This is a genomic window from Fontisphaera persica (genome assembly GCF_024832785.1).
Taxonomy (GTDB): domain Bacteria; phylum Verrucomicrobiota; class Verrucomicrobiia; order Limisphaerales; family Fontisphaeraceae; genus Fontisphaera; species Fontisphaera persica.
Genome location: NZ_CP116615.1, coordinates 4,610,746 through 4,627,402 on the forward strand (window position 1 = coordinate 4,610,746; position 16,657 = coordinate 4,627,402).

11 protein-coding genes and 1 tRNA gene are annotated in these 16,657 nt (G+C 63.0%); 9 read left to right on the forward strand and 3 right to left on the reverse strand.

Going from position 1 to position 16,657, the window contains the following annotated elements:
* Positions 1-206 precede the first annotated feature (206 nt).
* The 5 genes from NXS98_RS17275 to NXS98_RS17295 all read left to right on the forward strand — a co-directional run bounded on the left by NXS98_RS17275 (position 207) and on the right by NXS98_RS17295 (position 7,426).
* A complete protein-coding gene (locus NXS98_RS17275; RefSeq protein WP_283846303.1) occupies positions 207-2,273 on the forward strand; it encodes a thiamine pyrophosphate-binding protein in 2,067 nt (688 codons plus the stop codon).
* A 198-nt stretch (positions 2,274-2,471) separates the two neighbouring features.
* On the forward strand, positions 2,472-2,765 hold the full coding sequence (gene yajC / locus NXS98_RS17280) for a preprotein translocase subunit YajC (RefSeq protein ID WP_283848198.1): 294 nt from the start codon (positions 2,472-2,474) through the stop codon (positions 2,763-2,765).
* A gap of 54 nt (positions 2,766-2,819) precedes the next feature.
* Positions 2,820-5,333 carry a protein translocase subunit SecD gene (secD, locus tag NXS98_RS17285; RefSeq protein WP_283846304.1) on the forward strand — a complete coding sequence of 838 codons (2,514 nt, stop codon included), beginning with the start codon at positions 2,820-2,822 and terminating at the stop codon, positions 5,331-5,333.
* Between the two features lie 153 nt (positions 5,334-5,486).
* Positions 5,487-6,494: a TerC family protein gene (locus tag NXS98_RS17290; protein WP_283846305.1), complete on the forward strand. Its 1,008-nt coding sequence runs from the start codon at positions 5,487-5,489 to the stop codon at positions 6,492-6,494.
* Positions 6,495-6,754: 260 nt separating this feature from the next.
* Complete coding sequence (locus tag NXS98_RS17295; RefSeq protein ID WP_283846306.1) at positions 6,755-7,426, forward strand: hypothetical protein; 672 nt, start codon at positions 6,755-6,757, stop codon at positions 7,424-7,426.
* 90 nt (positions 7,427-7,516) lie between these two features.
* Here the strand turns inward: NXS98_RS17295 and NXS98_RS17300 are convergent.
* Positions 7,517-7,591 (reverse strand) — tRNA-Asn (locus NXS98_RS17300).
* Between the two features lie 149 nt (positions 7,592-7,740).
* Here NXS98_RS17300 and NXS98_RS17305 point away from each other — a divergent pair.
* The 4 genes from NXS98_RS17305 to NXS98_RS17320 all read left to right on the forward strand — a co-directional run bounded on the left by NXS98_RS17305 (position 7,741) and on the right by NXS98_RS17320 (position 14,892).
* Positions 7,741-9,051 (forward strand): glucose-1-phosphate adenylyltransferase, encoded by a 1,311-nt coding sequence (locus NXS98_RS17305; RefSeq protein ID WP_283846307.1) that lies wholly within the window; start codon positions 7,741-7,743, stop codon positions 9,049-9,051.
* Between the two features lie 228 nt (positions 9,052-9,279).
* Positions 9,280-10,536: a Gfo/Idh/MocA family protein gene (locus tag NXS98_RS17310; RefSeq protein ID WP_283846308.1), complete on the forward strand. Its 1,257-nt coding sequence runs from the start codon at positions 9,280-9,282 to the stop codon at positions 10,534-10,536.
* Between the two features lie 34 nt (positions 10,537-10,570).
* The gene (locus NXS98_RS17315; protein ID WP_283846309.1) at positions 10,571-13,165 is read left to right on the forward strand and encodes a HEAT repeat domain-containing protein; all 2,595 of its coding nucleotides are present in this window, start codon (positions 10,571-10,573) and stop codon (positions 13,163-13,165) included.
* Entirely contained in the window at positions 13,162-14,892 is a 1,731-nt protein-coding gene (locus NXS98_RS17320; protein WP_283846310.1) for a phosphohexomutase domain-containing protein, read from the forward strand. Before NXS98_RS17315 ends, NXS98_RS17320 begins: the two co-directional genes overlap by 4 nt.
* Here the strand turns inward: NXS98_RS17320 and NXS98_RS17325 are convergent, their stop codons facing one another.
* Both NXS98_RS17325 and NXS98_RS17330 read right to left on the reverse strand, forming a co-directional pair.
* Positions 14,893-15,768: a radical SAM protein gene (locus tag NXS98_RS17325; protein WP_283846311.1), complete on the reverse strand. Its 876-nt coding sequence runs from the start codon at positions 15,766-15,768 to the stop codon at positions 14,893-14,895.
* A complete protein-coding gene (locus NXS98_RS17330; RefSeq protein WP_283846312.1) occupies positions 15,765-16,556 on the reverse strand; it encodes an enoyl-ACP reductase FabI in 792 nt (263 codons plus the stop codon). Before NXS98_RS17330 ends, NXS98_RS17325 begins: the two co-directional genes overlap by 4 nt.
* Positions 16,557-16,657: the final 101 nt, after the last annotated feature.

A 16,657-nucleotide genomic window follows, 5' to 3' on the forward strand; every position in this document is an offset into this window, starting at 1 on the left:
CACCCGCGGCGCCGCCTGCCCGCGGCGGTGTTACGGCGGGGTGAGGGGCAGCGCGGCATGGCCGTGGGGGGGCCGGTTTGTGCATCCATCTTCGCCTGCACGGGTGGCTTCCTGCGAAAAGGACTTCACATCTCCGGGCGGTCTTTCTAAAGTGCCCGTCTTAATTTGGCAGGCAGTTAATTAGGAAAAGCAAATAATGATGTCCTATGGGTGCTGATACGACAGTTGTGCAGGCGGTGGAAGCGCCGCCGTTGAAACCGCTGGCTTTGCGTTCCCGCCTGGCGGGCACTCCCTCCCCATCTCCCAAGTACTCGGTTACCGTCCGCAATCGCGCCGGCCAGCCGGTGGTGCTGGCAGACCCGCGGGCCACGCGCGCGCTGGTGGCTTTGATGAACATTCATGCCGTGAACGGCGGCGCCGCCTGCCATTGGGGGGGGCCGGCGGCGTTTGCGGAGATTAACGCCGCGCTCCACGGCATCATGTTTGCCGTTCAGGGGCGTCCCTGGCATGCGGCCTATAATTACGTGAACGACGCTGGCCATGCGGAGAACGGCATCTATGCCCTGCGTGCGCTCTATGGTTTTGACGGAATGACCTTCGAGGATTTGAAGGGCTTCCGCAGCCTGCAAAGCAAGCTTACCGGCCATGGCGAATCGCATTTGAACCCGGAGGGCGTGCTGTTGAGCAATGGCCCGCTCAGCTCGGCGATTGGCCAGGCGGAGGGCCTGGCCATGGCGGACAAGCTGGCCGGCAATGACCGGGTGACCTTGTGCGTGGCCTCGGATGGCGCCTCAATGGAAGGGGAGGCGCGGGAGGCGTATGCCTCCATTCCGGGGCTGGCGGCCAAAGGGCGGTTGAACCCCTTTGTCTTGGTGATTTCGGACAATGACACCAAGCTGTCTGGACGGATTAGCAAGGATGCCTTTTCCATGCAGCCCAGTCTGGAGGCCATGGCGGTGCTGGGGTGGAACGTCCTCAAGGTGGCCAACGGACATGATTTGGAGGCGGTGTATCAGGCCATGGAGGCGGCCATGGAGGCGGCGCGTGCCAACCCCAAGCAACCTGTATGTGTCTGGGTCAAGACCATCAAAGGTTATGGCGTCAAGGCCACCATGGAAAATGCGGCGGGCGGGCATGGTTTCCCGCTGAACAACGCGGAAAAGATTGTGGATTTCGTCAATGAAATCTACGGCGGCCAGCCCCCGGAGGAATTCGCGCGGTGGGCGGCGGTGCTGCGGGCGGATTGGGAGCAGAAAGAGGCCGCCAAAAAAGCCAAAGCGGCGGCGGCAGCTTCCGCGGCGCCGGCGGTGAAAAAGGACAAAGTGCAGTCCGGCCTGGCCAAGGCCGCGGTGAAAGCGGCCACCGAAGGGCTGCCGGTGTTCAGTGTTTCCTCGGACGTGCAAGGCTCGACGGGCATGAGCCTGTTCCAGAAAAGTTTTCCCGACCGGTGGGTGGAGGTGGGGATTGCCGAGGCCAACATGGTGAGCGTGGCGGCGGGCCTGTCCAAGCTGGGTTTCATTGCCATTGCCGACACGTTTGGCCAGTTTGGCATCACCAAGGGCAACCTGCCGTTGACGATGGCCGCGTTGTCCCAGGCCCCGGTTATCGCGGTGTTTTCGCACATCGGCTTGCAGGATGCCGCCGATGGGGCGTCCCATCAGGCCACGACTTACTTTGCGGCGACATGCGCGATTCCGCATACCGTGGTGATTGCGCCCTCCTGTTCGGATGAGGCCGAGGCCTTGATGTACGAGGCAATCCGGCGGCAGGCGGCTGACCGGCTGGCCGGCAAGGACGGCGAGAGTTACGTCTTTTTTGTGGGCCGCGAGAATTACCCTCTGCGCTGGGTGGAGGGGGCCGCCTATCCCTGGGGCAAGGCGCAGGTGCTGCGCGAGGGGAAGGATGTGGTGTTGATAAGCTGTGGGGTGTTGGTGGAGAAGGCCATTGCGGCGGGCCAGAAACTGGCGGAGCAGGGCATTCAGGCCACGGTAATCAACAATCCATTCATCAACCGGGTGGATGTGGAGACGATTGGCGCGGCGGTGCAACGGTGCGGGGGCCGGGTGGTCACGCTGGAGGACCACCAGGTGGTGGGGGGCATGGGGGCGCTGGTGGCCCATGCGCTGACGTGCGCCGGCATTCCGCATCGCATGAAATCCCTCGGCATCCCGGGCGAGTTTGGCCGCAGCGCGTATGTGGCGGAGCATTTGTATCAGCATTACGGCTTGACTGCTGAACGGATGGCGCAGGCCGCGCGGGAATTACTGGCCTGAAGCACCGGGGGCGCGGAAGGACGCCCGTCCCGCGCCCGCCAGGACAGCCTCCGCCCGCCGGAGGCTGGCGCGATATGAGGGCTTGCCAAATGCGAGGCAGCCCGTAAATTAGGCAGCTTAATTTGATTGAATATGTTGATGATGACCATGGGGCTATTGGCCGGAGCGACCCCGCCGGGCACGCAGTCGTCGGCGCCGATGTGGGTCAATTTATTCCCCATCATTTTGATGTTTGTGGTGTTCTATTTCCTGTTAATCCGCCCCCAGACCAAGCGGCAGCGGGAATTGGAGAACATGCAGAAGAACCTCAAGAGCGGCATGAAGGTGCTGACGGCCAGTGGCATTGTGGGCACGGTGCTCACGGTGCGTGAGCGCACGCTGACGCTGCGCTCCGGCGACGCCAAGCTGGAAATCACCCGTGGCGCGGTGACGGAGGTGTTGGAGAAGGGCGAGGCCGCGGCCGAGGAGGAGCCGGCCCCCCCGAAGAAATAAACGCGGGCGCCGCGGAGGTCTGAACTGGCAAGCATTGGAGCTTAATCCTGTCCTATGAAGCAAAGTCATCTCTGGAAACTCTTGTTGATTGTGTTTGTGGTGGCCTGGTCGCTGGCCGAAATGTATCCGCCCACGGGCCGGGACTTGCTGGAGCACTTTCAAGCGCGCGCCGTCAATACGGACACCAATTTTCAGGCCATTGTGGCAAAAGCCCGCGAGTTGAACGCCAAGAACCCGCTGCGCGCGTTTGGCAACCTGCGGGATGCCATTGGCGACCGGATGATTACCAACTACTTCCCCTATGTGAACGTGAGCAAGGAGGTGGGCGCGTCCAACATGACGGTGGTCATTCTGGCGCAGTTGCAGCGCGAGGCGGCGGGCAAAATCAAGCTGGGGCTGGATTTGCGTGGCGGCACGTCGTTTCTGGTGGGTTTGGACACCAATTACCTGTCGCAGGTGGGCGAGCGCAGCGATGAAGAGCGCAACATTGCCATTGCGCAGGCCATTGAGGTCTTGCGGCGCCGTGTGGACAAGTTTGGGGTGGCCGAGCCAATCATCCAGCCGGCCGGCGCCGACCGCATCATTGTGCAGATTCCGGGGTTGTCCGAGGACGAGAAAGAAGCCGCCCGGCGGCAGATTGAGAAGGCGGCGTACCTGGAATTCCGACTGGTGCATCCGGAGAGCAAGGAGTTGCTGGAGCAGGAGATTATTCCCGCCGGCTATGAAGTGCTGAAGGAAGTTTCAACGCGCGAAGGCAAGGAGCTTGCCATTCCCTATCTGGTGGCCAAGAAAGCGGTGATGACGGGCGAGTACATCAAGGAGGCCCGGTTTGACCGCGACCCCTTGACGGGCAAGCCGCAGATTGCCTTCAGCCTGACCGCCAAGGGCACGGACATTTTTGGCCGCATCACCGAGGAAAACGTGGGGCGGCAACTGGCGATTGTGCTGGACGGGCAGTTGCAATCGGCGCCGGTCATCCAGACGCCGATTACGGGCGGGCGCGGCCAGATTACGGGCAATTTTTCGGAGAAAGAGGCGGTGGAACTGGCCAGCGTGCTGGAGAATCCGCTACGGACGCCGTTAAAAATCATTGAGAGCCGCGAGGTGGACCCCTCCCTGGGGGCGGATTCGATTAGCAAGGGCTTCCGGGCGGCGGTGATTGGCGTGGTGCTGGTGAGCGCGTTTATGCTGGTTTATTACCTGCTCGCCGGTCTGGTGGCCAATGTGGCGTTAATCTTGAACATCATCATTCTGCTCGGCGTGATGTGCAGCTTCGGCACCACCCTGACCCTGCCCGGCATTGCGGGCATCGTCCTCACCATCGGCATGGCAGTGGACGCCAACGTGCTTATCTACGAGCGCATGCGCGAAGAGCTGGCGGCGGGCAAGTCGCTGCGCGGGGCGGTGGCGGCGGGCTATGAAAAGGCCTTCAGCACCATTTTGGACTCGAACGTCACCACCCTCATCGCTTCCATCATCCTGATTTACATGGGCACCGGCCCGGTCAAGGGCTTCGGCGTGACCCTGACCATTGGCGTGAGCGCCAGCATGTTCACCGCGCTGGTGGTCACGCGCCTCATCTTCGATGCCATGATTCATTTCAACCTCGTCAAGTCGCTGCCCATGCTGCAGTTGATTCACAACACGAACATCAACTTCATGCGCTATGCCAAGCCAGCCTTCATTGCCTCCTGGGCGCTGATCGTGGCCGGCCTGGTGGTGGGCATCTTTCGGGGCTCTCATATCTACGGCGTGGATTTCGCCGGGGGCGACCGCCTGACCCTCACCTTCGCCCAAAAGGTGGAGGTGGACAAAATCCGGCAGGAAATGGACCGCATCCGCATGGGGGATGTGAACATTCAATACCAGAAGGACATCGGCTCGAATGAGGAAACGCTGACCTTGGTCACGCCTTATGAAAAGGGTGAGGCCGCGGTAGCCGCCCTGAAAAAGGCCTTTCCGCAGGCTGGTTGGAAGGTCATGGGGGTGGACAAGGTGGGGCCGACCGTGGGCAAGGAAATCAAAAAGTCCGCCGCCATAGCCATCTTTATTTCGCTGCTGGGCATTCTGGTGTACGTGGCCATGCGCTACGAGTTTTCCTTCGCCATTGGCGCCATCGTGGCCGTGTTGCACGACATCCTGATGACCATGGCGGTGTTCTTCATCTTTGGGCGGCAACTCAGCGCACCGGTGGTGGCCGCCATTTTGACCATCATCGGCTTCTCCATCAACGATACCATCGTCATCTTTGACCGCATCCGCGAAGACCTGAAGCTGGGCGTCCGGGGCAGCTTCCTGGAAATCATGAACAAGGCACTCAACCAGACCTTGAGCCGCACCATCATCACCTCCGGCACCGTCTTCCTGGCCACCCTTTCGCTGTACCTGTTTGGCGGCGGCGTCATCAACGACTTCTCGTTCTGCTTCCTGGTGGGCATCGTCACCGGCACCTACTCCTCGATCTACATCGCCGGAGCGCTGGTGTTGTGGCTGAACAAGGGAGAGCGGCCCACTCTGGCCACCAATGTGGCCATCGAAACGCCGGTGTCACGTCCCCGCACGGCTTGAGGTCCGGCGGGGCAGGCCGACAAACGCGCTCCCCGGCGGACGCGGCGGCGGGCAAATTATTGAACCCCCCACCGCCCCGGCGCGCGAGCCGGTCCGGGAAGCCGCAGGTAAAAAATTTGGCATTTGAAGCCTTTCAGGTCATTAATATAAGCCATGCTGGCGTTGGCCGAAATAACAGTCTGGCATTGGATAGGGTTCATTACCATTGTTATCTTCTTCCTGGCATTGGACTTGGGGGTGTTTCATAAACACGCCCATGTGGTGCAGGTGAAGGAGGCGATGGCATGGACATCGGTCTGGTTTTCCATGGCGATGCTCTTTGCCGGGGCAGTGTATTACTGGCGTGGCCGGCAGGAGGCGGTGGAGTTCATCACCGGCTATGTCATCGAGTATTCCCTCTCGATGGACAACGTCTTCGTCATTGCCATGATCTTTGCCTATTTCCGCGTGCCGGAAAAATACCAGCACCGGGTGTTGTTTTGGGGGATTTTGGGCGCGTTAATCATGCGCGGGATTATGATTGGCGCGGGTAGCGAGCTGGTCAAACGCTACCACTGGATTCTTTACTTCATGGGCGCCTTCCTGATTTTCAGTGGCATCAAAATGCTGTTTGTGGCTGATGAAGGCGTGCATCCGGAGAAAAATCCCGTCCTCAAACTCGCCCGCAAGCTCTTCCCGGTGACCAAGGATTTTCATGAGCAAAAATTCATGGTGCGCCTTCCGGCGGCGGATGGCTCGGGCCGGCTGACCGTGGCCCTCACCCCCCTGGCCATGGTCCTGCTCATGGTGGAAACCACAGACCTTATTTTCGCGGTGGACTCCATCCCCGCCATTTTCGCCATCACCCAGAAACCGTTCATCGTCTTCACCTCCAACGTCTTCGCCATCCTCGGCCTCCGCTCGCTTTACTTCCTGCTGGCCGGGGCCATTCGCTATTTCCGTTACCTGAAGACGGGGCTTTCCTTTGTGCTTGTGTTCATTGGCCTGAAGATGCTCCTGCCATGGGTCCAGGAGCAATTCAACTTGTGGCCTGGCACCAAAATACCCACCACCGTTTCCCTGGCCGTCGTGCTCTCCATCATTCTGCTTTCCATCGGCGCTTCCGTATTGAAATCCTGGCAGGAGAACCGCGCCGCCTCGAAATCAGGCCCTGCGGCCTGAGTGCCTCAACCGCCAATCTTCCCCAGGCACGGCCTTGGCCCTTTGGCCGCGGCATCTGGCTGCTCAGCAACGGCGGCATCCCCCCGGACACTGCTCCCCGGAGGCAGGGGGTCGCCCGGAGGATAATTTTCTAATGATGGGGGAGGCGAAATGTGCTTGTCATCCGCAAGAGGCAGTTTATGATGAGGTTAAATAAAGAGACAGCCCAACTGGTCAGCAACATGCGGGCAGGCTTGGTGCGCCCCCCAAAAAAACTGCTTATGCCAAATCTACCCCTGAAATATCAAAACGAGCACCTCTTCCTGGAATTGGAGGACGGGTTGTGGTTGGTGGACACCGGCGCGCCAATCAGCTTCAGCCCCTCGCGGGTGTTGCGGCTCGCCGGTACACGCTACGACGTGGCGGCGGATTATCTTAGCTTCACGGCCGAAGCCTTTTCGCACTTCATCGGCGTGCCTTGTGTGGGATTGATTGGGGCGGATGTGCTGGGCCGCTATGATTTCCTTTTCGATGTGCCCGGCGGGCAGCTTGCGCTTACCACGGGGGAGCTGACGCACGAGGGGGTGCGGGTGCCGGTGGATGACTTCATCATGGGCATCCCCATCGTGACTGCCCGCGTGGGCCAGCGGCCGCATCGGATGTTTTTGGATACGGGAGCGCAGTATTCCTACTTTCAGGACAACTCGCTGGCGACATTTCCGGCGGCGGGGCGGGTGACGGATTTCTATCCGGGCCTTGGCCAGTTTGAGACGGACACCTACCAGGTGCCCATGTCGCTGGGGAGCGTCTCCATGACCCTGCGCTGCGGGCGGCTGCCGCAGTTGCTGGGGACGGCGCTGCTGATGGCCAACACGCAGGGCATCCTGGGCACCGCCCTGTTCGTGAACCGCAGGGTTGGTTATTTTCCCCGCCGCCGTTTGTTGGTGATTTGAGTCTGGCGGGCAGGGCTGTCGGCAGCGGTGGCGCGGTGGCACGTGATGGGTGGGGTTGCCAGCGGAGGAAGAAAGGCGGCGGACAAAGAATGGCTCCAGAGACAGGACTCGAACCTGTAACCCGCCGGTTAACAGCCGGCTGCTCTACCATTGAGCTACTCTGGAGCGCGGCTCCATACAGGCGAAGCAATGTAGCGGGTGGGGGGCTGGCGGTCAACTGGTTTGTGGGGGATTTTTTGCGCTAATGTCCTTGAAAGGGGCGGGAGGGTGTTTTAGAGTAGGTGCGCCGCACAGAAACGTGCTGCTATGCAACTATGCCAGAAGCGCCAATACATCTGCCCATTGGAACAAGGAACGTGCTGGCGGTGGTGCTGGGCGGGGGCCAGGGCACCCGCTTGTTTCCGTTGACGCGCGATCGCTCGAAGCCGGCGGTGCCGCTGGCCGGGAAGTACCGGTTGGTGGACATCCCCATTTCCAATTGCATCAATTCGGGTTTATGGCGGATTTATGTGCTGACGCAGTTCAACACGGCGTCGCTGCACCGGCACATCAACGGGAGTTACAAGTTTGACCATTTCAGCGGCGGGTTTGTGGAGATTCTGGCGGCGGAGCAGACGCTGACCAACACGTCGTGGTACCAGGGGACGGCGGATGCGATTCGGAAGAACTGGACGCATTTTGACAATCATCCGTGGGATTACATGATCATTCTGGGGGGGGACCAGTTGTACCGGATGAATTTTCAGGACATTTTGCGGCGGCATGTGGAGCACAAGGCGGATGTGACGGTGGCCACCACGCCGGTGCCGCGGCGGGACATCAGCGGGCTGGGGATCATGCAGATTGATGCGGATTCGCGCATCATTCATTTTGTGGAGAAGCCGAAGGATCCGGCGGTGCAGGATGGGTTGCGGCTGGACCCGGCGAGTTATGGGCGGTACGGGATCAAGAGCGGGGAGGAGCTGTTTCTGGCGTCCATGGGGATTTATGTGTTCAACCGGGCGACGCTGCGGGAGGCGATGGATTCGCCGCACACGGATTTTGGCAAACACATCATTCCGGCGCTGATCAGCACGCATCGGGTGTATGCGGATGTGTTTCTGGGGTATTGGGAGGATATTGGGACGATTCGGAATTTCTTTGAGGCCAATCTGGACTGCACGAGCGAGCTGCCGCGGTTCAATTTTTTTGACATGCAGGCGGTGATTTACAGCCGCCCGCGTTATTTGCCGCCCAGCAAGATAAATGGGGCCTCGATTGACCACGCAATCATTGCCGATGGCTGCATCATCAACCGCGCGGCGATTGCCTATTCGGTCATTGGGCTGCGCAGCATCATCGGCTCGGGGAGTTATCTGCACCGGACGGTGTTGATGGGGTGCGACTTTTATGAGTCGGCGGAGTCCATAGCGGAGCACCAGGCGCGCGGGCAGCCGCCGATGGGGATTGGCAAGAATACGCGCATTGAGAATTGCATCATAGACAAGAACGCGCGCATCGGGGACAACGTGGTCATCAGCCCCAGCGGGAAACCGGAGAAGGTGGACCATCCGCTGTACTATATCCGCGATGGCATTGTGATCATCCCCAAGAACGCGGTGATTCCGGACGGGACCATCATTTGATTCGGGGGCGGTGAGCACGGCAGGCGGGGGGTGAGAGTTGGAGGCGGCGGGTTTTGCGGGAGGTTCACCGGGCCGGGCGCGTGCGCTGAGGCGCCGCCATGGATGGAGGCTTGACCCGGCGCGGCGCAAAGGGGATAAAGGGGTAGACAAGTTCCCATAAACGGAAACGTGACCAGCATTATGACGTCAAATTCATCAGAGGGAAGGAAGTGCACCCGGCGGGGGTTTTTGTCCAGTCTTGGCGCGCTGGCGGCGCCGCTGATTTTGCCTGGCTCGGTGCTGGGGCTCAATGGTGCCGTAGCCCCCAGCAACCGGATTGTTTTTGGGGGCATCGGGATGGGTAACCGGGCCATGTTCATTCTGCCCAATTTTCTGAATTTCCCCGACGTTCAGTTTGTGGCGGTATCGGATGCGCGGGCGGACCGGCGGAAGCTGGCGAAGAATCACATTGACCAGTTTTACGGCAACAAGGATTGCGCGGACATGCCGGATTTCCGGGAGTTGCTGGCGCGGCGGGACATTGATGCGGTGCTGATTGCGACGGGCAACCGGTGGCATGCGACGGCCTCGATGTTTGCGGCGCGGGCGGGCAAGGACATTTATTGCGAGAAACCCATCAGCCTGACCATCCGGGAGGGGCGCGAGCTGGTGACCATGTGCCGGCAGTACGGGACGATTTATCAGGCGGGGACGCAGCGGCGGAGCACCGAGTCGTATCAATTTGCGCGGGAGATGGTGCGGCAGGGGCGGATTGGGCGGGTGCACACGGTGGAGATGCAGGTGTGGACAGGGGGGACGGTGCCGCATGAGGAGCCCAAACCCGTGCCGCCGGGCTGGGATTATGACATGTGGCTGGGGCCGGTGCAGTGGCGGCCGTTTGTGCCGGGGCGGGTGTATGGCTGGGCGTATTTCTGGGACACCGGCGAGGGGATGCACACGGACATGGGGACGCATTACACGGACCAGATGCAATGGGTGCTGGGCACGGATGACACGGGGCCGGTGGAGTTTGAGGCGACGGATCTGGTGTGGCCCGATCCGCAAAAGTTCATGAGCGAGACGGCAATTTCCGGCACGTTCAAGTTTCGTTACGCCAACGGGGTGCAGGGCATCCTGTATCAGCGCGGGGCGTTCAAGGACCGCTATATCCGCTACATTGGCGAGGAGGGCTGGATTCAGGTGGACGATGAAACGGATGTGGTCACGGCCCAGCCGGCATCCATTCTGGACGCGAAAACCTCCGGCTGGGTGAGCTGGGCCAATGCGGGGGCGCATGTGCGGAATTTTCTGGATTGCATCAAGAGCCGGCAGCAGCCGCTGTGCAATCCGGAGGTGGCGCATCGGGCGCAAACGATTTGCGAGGCCACCACCATCAGCGCGCGCCTGGGCAAAAAGCTCCGGTGGGACCCGGTGAAGGAGGTGTTTGATGACGAGGCGGCCAACCGGATGTTGTACCGGCAGCCGCGGGCCCCGTGGCGGGTGTAAAGGTGAAGTGGGAAACTTGCTGAGGATTCAATTTATGTTCGTCTCAAGGACAACTCAACGGCGCCCGGGCGTGGCGGGCAAGGCGGTGCAATGGACGTTGGTGCTGGCGTGCTTGGCCGCGGCGGCGGCGGCGGCGGCGGCGCCGGTGGTGGATTTGGACCGCGCGGTGGCGGAGGCCATGGCGTATCAGTCGGGCCGGAATGTCGAGCCGCTGCGCCAGCTTGAGGCGGCGGTGCGCGAGGCGGTGGCCAACCGCTCGCGGCGCTCGGCGGTGGAGAGCGCGTTGGTGCGGCTGCTCGCGCCGCAGGCGACTTTTGAGGCGCGGCGGTTTGCCTGTACGCAACTGGCCATTTTGGGCAGCGATGGCGCGTTGAATGCCTTGGGCGAAATGCTCAAGGAGCCGGAGACCGCCGGCATCGCCTGTCTGGCGCTGGCGTCCAATCCGTCAGCCAAGGTCACCGACCTGCTCTTGAAATCCCTGGAAACGGCCCCGCCTGCGGCGCGGGAGCAAATCGTGGTGACACTGGGGGATCGCCGCGCGCCGGCGGCGGTGAAAGCGCTGGTTCCCCTGACGCGGGACAGCCAGCCGGCGTTGCGCGAGGCGGCGATTGTGGCGCTGGGCAAAATTGCCTCGGCGCCGGCGTTGGAGGCGCTGGCCGAGCTGCGGCGCAGCGGGGAGGCCAGCGTGGCGCGGGTGGCCGTGCAGGCCTCGCTGGCGGCGGCGGACGCGGCGGCGCGGGCGCGCAACGCGCGGGCGGCGGCGGCGATTTATGAGGAACTCTTGGCCGGCACGCAGCCGGTGTATGTGCGGCGGGCGGCACTGGAAGGATTGTTGCGGCTGGATGCGGACGGCGGCCAGCAGCGGGCGCTGGCGGTGATGCGCGGCGCGGATGCCGCCCTGAAGCCCTCGGCGATTTATCATGTGCGCAACATGAGCGGTCGGGGCGTTTCGGCGTTGTTTGCGGCGGAGCTGCCGCGGCTGGCGACGGTGGAGCAGGTGTTGCTGTTGGACTCGCTGGCGGCGCGCAAGGATGCGGACGCATTGCAGGCGCTCAAGGACGCGACGCAGGCGCCGGCGGCGGCGGTGCGGCAGGCGGCGGTGAAGGCGCTGGCCCAGGTGGGCGATGCCTCGGCGGTGCCGGTGCTGGTGCAGGCGCTGGTGAGTTACACCACGGCGGCGGAACAGCAAACGGTGGAGATGGCGCTGGCGAGTTTGCCGGGCGGGGCGCAGGTGGATGAGGCGCTGGTGCAGGCGCTGCAAACCAGCCCGCCGGCGGCGTTGCCGGGGCTCATGAACGCTGCGGGACGGCGGGGAGTCAAGGCGGCGGTGCCGGTGATGTTAAACGCGGCGGCCAGTGAGAACCTGGCCATTGCGCGGGCAGCGTTTCGCGCGCTGGGGCGAGTGGCCACGCCCGCTGACTTGCCGGGGCTGGTGGAGCAATTAACCCGGGTGCGCGCGGGGGCAGCGCGTGAGGATGCCGAGACCACGGTGATTAAAATGTTGGAGCGTGAGCCCAATCCCGCCCGCCGGGTGGCCGTGGTGCGGGAGGCCCTGCAAAAGACCGGCGCGGCGGCGGTGGAGAGCCGGATTTCTTTGCTGCGCCTGTTGCCGGCCTGTGGCAGCGCGGAGGCGCTGGCGGTGTTGCAGGCCGAGCGCCGGCAGGAGCATGCCGCGCTGCGGGACGCGGCCTTGCGCGCGCTGGCGGAATGGCCGGACGCGGCGGCGGTGGATGTGCTGTTGGAGGAGGCGCGGCAGGCGTCGCAAAACACGGAGCGGGTGCTGGCCTTGCGGGGCGCGGCCCGCCTGCTGGGACAAGGGGGCGGGACGCCGGCGCAGGCGGCGGGGCGCTTTGAAAAGGCCATGGCGCTGGCCCGGAGTGACGCGGAGAAGAAACTCATCATCAGCGCGATGTCGGGTTTGCAGCACGAGCAGGCGCTGCAACTGTTGGAGCCGCTGCTGGACAATCCGGCGGTGCGGGCGGAAGCGGAGCAGGCTGCCCTGCGCCTGGCGCCGCGGCTGGCGGGTGCGTGGCCGGAGGCGGCGCGGCGGCTCCTGGGCAAGTTGTCTGCCTCGCCCACGTCCGGCAAAGCCGCGAAGGAATTGCTGGACACGCTGGAGAAAGCCGGCGGTTATTTGCTGGGTTGGCAGGTGGCGGGGCCTTTCACCGCCGAGGGCAAGGATGGGCAGGCGTTGTTTGACCACGTGTTTCCGCCGGAGCAGAATCCGGCGCCCGTCAGTGTGACGTGGCAGATGGCGGCGGTGGGGACGCTCAAGGAGCGCCCGTGGCAGGTGGATTTGGCGGGGTTGTTTCCGGGAGACCACCGGGTGGCCTATGCGCGGGTGTGGGTGTACAGCGAGACTGCCCAACCGGCCCGGCTTGAACTGGGGGCCGACGATGGCCTGAAGGCCTGGTTTAATGGACAGGTGGTGCTGAGCGCCAATCGTGGTGGCGATGTGAAGCCGGGCGAATTCAAGGCAGACCTCGCCCTCAAGCCCGGCTGGAATGCGATTTTATTGAAAATCACCCAATGGACCTCGGGTTGGGGCTTTTGCGCGCGGCTGGTCAAGCCGGACGGCGCGCCGCTGTCGCCCCTGCGCCTTTCGCCTTATCCGCCGGAAACGCCATGAGCGCGAGTGAATATCCTCCCACCTCCCTGCGAGGCTTTTTGAATTACGAGCCGGTGCCGCTGCAATTTGGCACCAGCGGGCGGCGGGGCAAGGTGGTGGATTTGACGCAACTGGAGGTGTATCTCAATGTTTTTGCCGAGCTGCGGTACCTGCAAAACCTGCCCGTGGCGGAGGGGGGCATCCTGCGCGGAGACCAGTTTTATTTTGCCTATGATTTGCGCCCCAGCTCCACGCGGCGGGTGCCGGAGCTGGGGGGACGCGGGGAGATTGCCCAGGCGGTGGTGCAGGCGGCGGAAGATGCCGGGATGACGCCGTTGAACCTGGGGCCGATTCCCACGCCGGCGCTGGCGGCGCATGCGTTGCATCATCAGAAAGGCTGCATCATGGTGACGGGCAGCCACATTCCCTTTGACCGCAACGGGTACAAGACCTATTCCAGCCGGGGAGAGCTGCGCAAGAGTGACGAGGCGCCCATTTTGCAGCGGGTGGCGCACGAGCGGGACCGCCTGTACCGGCAGGTCTTTCACGAGTCCCTGTTTGATGAGGCCGGGATGTTCAAGCGCGGGCCGCGGGAATTGCCGCTGGAAAGTCCGGCGGGCCGCCGGGCGTATGCGCGGCGGTACGTCAATTTTTTCTCGGGCAGCAATCTGCAGGGGATGCGGTTGCTGGTGTATCAACATTCGGCCGTGGGGCGGGATTTGCTGGTGGAAGTGTTGCAGGCGCTGGGGGCCGCCGTGGTGCCGGTGGGCCGCAGCGAGGAGTTTGTGGCGGTGGACACGGAGAATGTGCATCCCGGCCTGTTGCAGCAACTGCAATCGCTGCTGGATAACGCCACGCTGGAGCACGGGCGGTTTGACGCCATTTTGTCCACGGACGGCGACAGTGACCGGCCCTTGCTGTTGGGGGTGACGCCGGAAGGGCGGGTGAAATTTTTCGGGGGTGATTTGCTGGGCATGATTACCGCCCACTACCTGCAAGCTGATGCGGTGGTGGTGCCGATTACCTGCAATGATGCGGTGGACCGCGGGCCGTTGCGGGAAATCCTCCAGCCCAAGACGCGCATTGGCTCACCGTATGTGATTGCCGGGCTCGAACAGGCCCGGGCGCAGGGCAAGGCGCGGGTGTGCGGCTGGGAGGCGAATGGAGGTTTTCTGACGGCCTCCGATTTCCGACGGGGCAGCCAGGTGCTGACCGCCCTGCCCACGCGGGACGCTTTTTTGCCGTTGTTGTGTTGTTTGTTTGCGGCGCGGGAGCAGGGGGTTTCCCTGGGCGAGCTGTTTGCGCGACTGCCGGCGCGTTACAGCGCTGCCGGGCTGTTGGCGGAGGTGCCGCGGGCTGCCAGTCTGGCTGCACTGCAGCCGTTGCAACCGGAGGACCCGCAGGTGGTGGAGGCGGATTGGAGCGGCGGGCACCTGGTCACACGCAACGCGGACGGCGCGTTGCTGCCGGTTTCGCCGGGGTTGCAGGCGCAACTGGAACAGGCCCGGGCGCGGCTGGTGGGGATTTTTTCGCCTGAGGCCGGTTTTGGGGCGCTGGTACGAATCAATTATACGGACGGTTTGCGGCTTTATTTCGCCAACGGGGATGTGGCGCATGTGCGTCCGTCGGGCAACGCCGATGAACTGCGCATCTATGCGGTGGCGGATACGCCGGAGCGGGCGGCGGCCATTGTGCGGGAGGGGGTGGCGGAGCCGGCAGGTTATCTGCGGCGGCTGGTGGGGGGGTAATCAGGGAAACGTGTGCACCACCAGGCCGGTGCGGGCGCGGATGGTCTGGGCGATGGCTTCCAATTCCCCGGCGGTCAGGGCGGTGGCAAAGGGCTCCGGCGTGGGCCGCGCCACGGTGTAGGCGTGAACTTCCTTGATTTGCGCGCCCTGTTGCACGAGCTCCTGCAAGCGCTGGCAGTAGGCCAGCAGCTCCGCTTCCGGCATCACCTCGCCGTGGACGCGCAGGAAAAGGCTTTGGATGACGATGGGGCGCACCCGGGCGGTTTCGAGGAGATTTTTCAGGATGCGCGCAAACTGCACGGGAGAGCGGTTGACCAGGCGGTAATAGGCTTCGGTGCCGGCGTCCAGCTTGCCCCAGATTTCGCCCTGGTGCTGGTCCATCAGCTCAAGGCCGCGGCGCACGTCCGCTTTATCGAGGCCGGCGGCATCGGTGATGAGCACGATTTTGGTGTGGGCAAGCCCTTCGGCAAGCTTCACCTCGACGACGGCCTGCACGCACTCGCAGAAGTTGGGAATCATGGTAGGCTCGCCGTCGCCGCTGAAGGCGATGTCCTTGATGTCCCGGGTGAGGTCGGCCGCCTCCGCGAACCGGCCCAGCCCCGCGAGTTCGCCGCGTCGGACACGGCGGACGAGGTCGCGCAATTCCTCCCGCATCCGGGGCACGTCCAACACGGTGGTGCGCGGGGGTGTGCGGCGGTCCACCTCGCAGTAGATGCAGTCAAAATTGCAGCGCTTGTCCGGATTCAAATTCACCCCCAGCGAGAGACCGCGGGAGCGGCGCGAGATGACCGGATAGACGTAGAGATATTCCTCGAAGGCGCGATTGTGGTCGCGCACCACCTTGAGCTGGGACAGGTTGGGGGCAGGCTGATTCATGAGCCGCCGGCGGCGGTTTGCATGCCCATGATGCAATAGCCGCAGTCCACGTAGATGACCTGGCCGGTGATGGCGGCCGCGCCGTCACTGGCCAGAAACAGGCCGGTGGCGCCCAGCTCCTCCAGGGTGACGTTGCGCCGCAGGGGGGCATTGGCCTCGTAGTGTTTCAGCATGTCGGTGAAGCCGCCGATGCCGCGGGCGGCCAGGGTGTTGACGGGGCCGGCGCTGATGCAGTTGACCCGGATTTTTTGCGGGCCGAGGTCATAGGCGAGGTAGCGGGTGCAGGCTTCAAGCGCGGCCTTGGCGACGCCCATGACGTTGTAATGCGGCACGACTTTTTCCGCGCCGTAGTAACTGAGAGCCAATATGCTGCCGCCGTCCTTCATCAGCGGCGCCGCAGCGCGGGCCAGCGCCACCAGCGAGTAGGCGCTGACGTCATGGGCGATGCGGAAGGCCTCGCGCGAGGTGTTCACGAACTGGCCTTCGAGCGCCTCCTTGGGCGCGTAGGCGATGGAATGCAGCAGGAGGTGAAGCCCCCCGAAATGTTTTTCCACGGTGGCAAACACCTGCTGGATTTCCTCGTCGCGGGTGACGTCGCAGGGCAGCACGAGGGTATCGGCGCTCAAGGAGGCGGCCAGTTCGGTCACATTGTCCTTGAGGCGTTCGCCCTGGTAGGTGAACGCCAGGCGCGCGCCGGCGCGATGCCAGGCCTGGGCAATGGCCCAGGCGATGGAGCGTTTATTGGCCACACCAAACACAATCCCGGTTTTTCCCGATAACGATTCCATGTTCTAATTTAATTGATAACAAGGGGACACTGTACGCCAACGGCGGCTGCTTGACCAGCGCGCGCTGAGCGCCTCCCCGCCCCCAACATACCGGCTTTCAG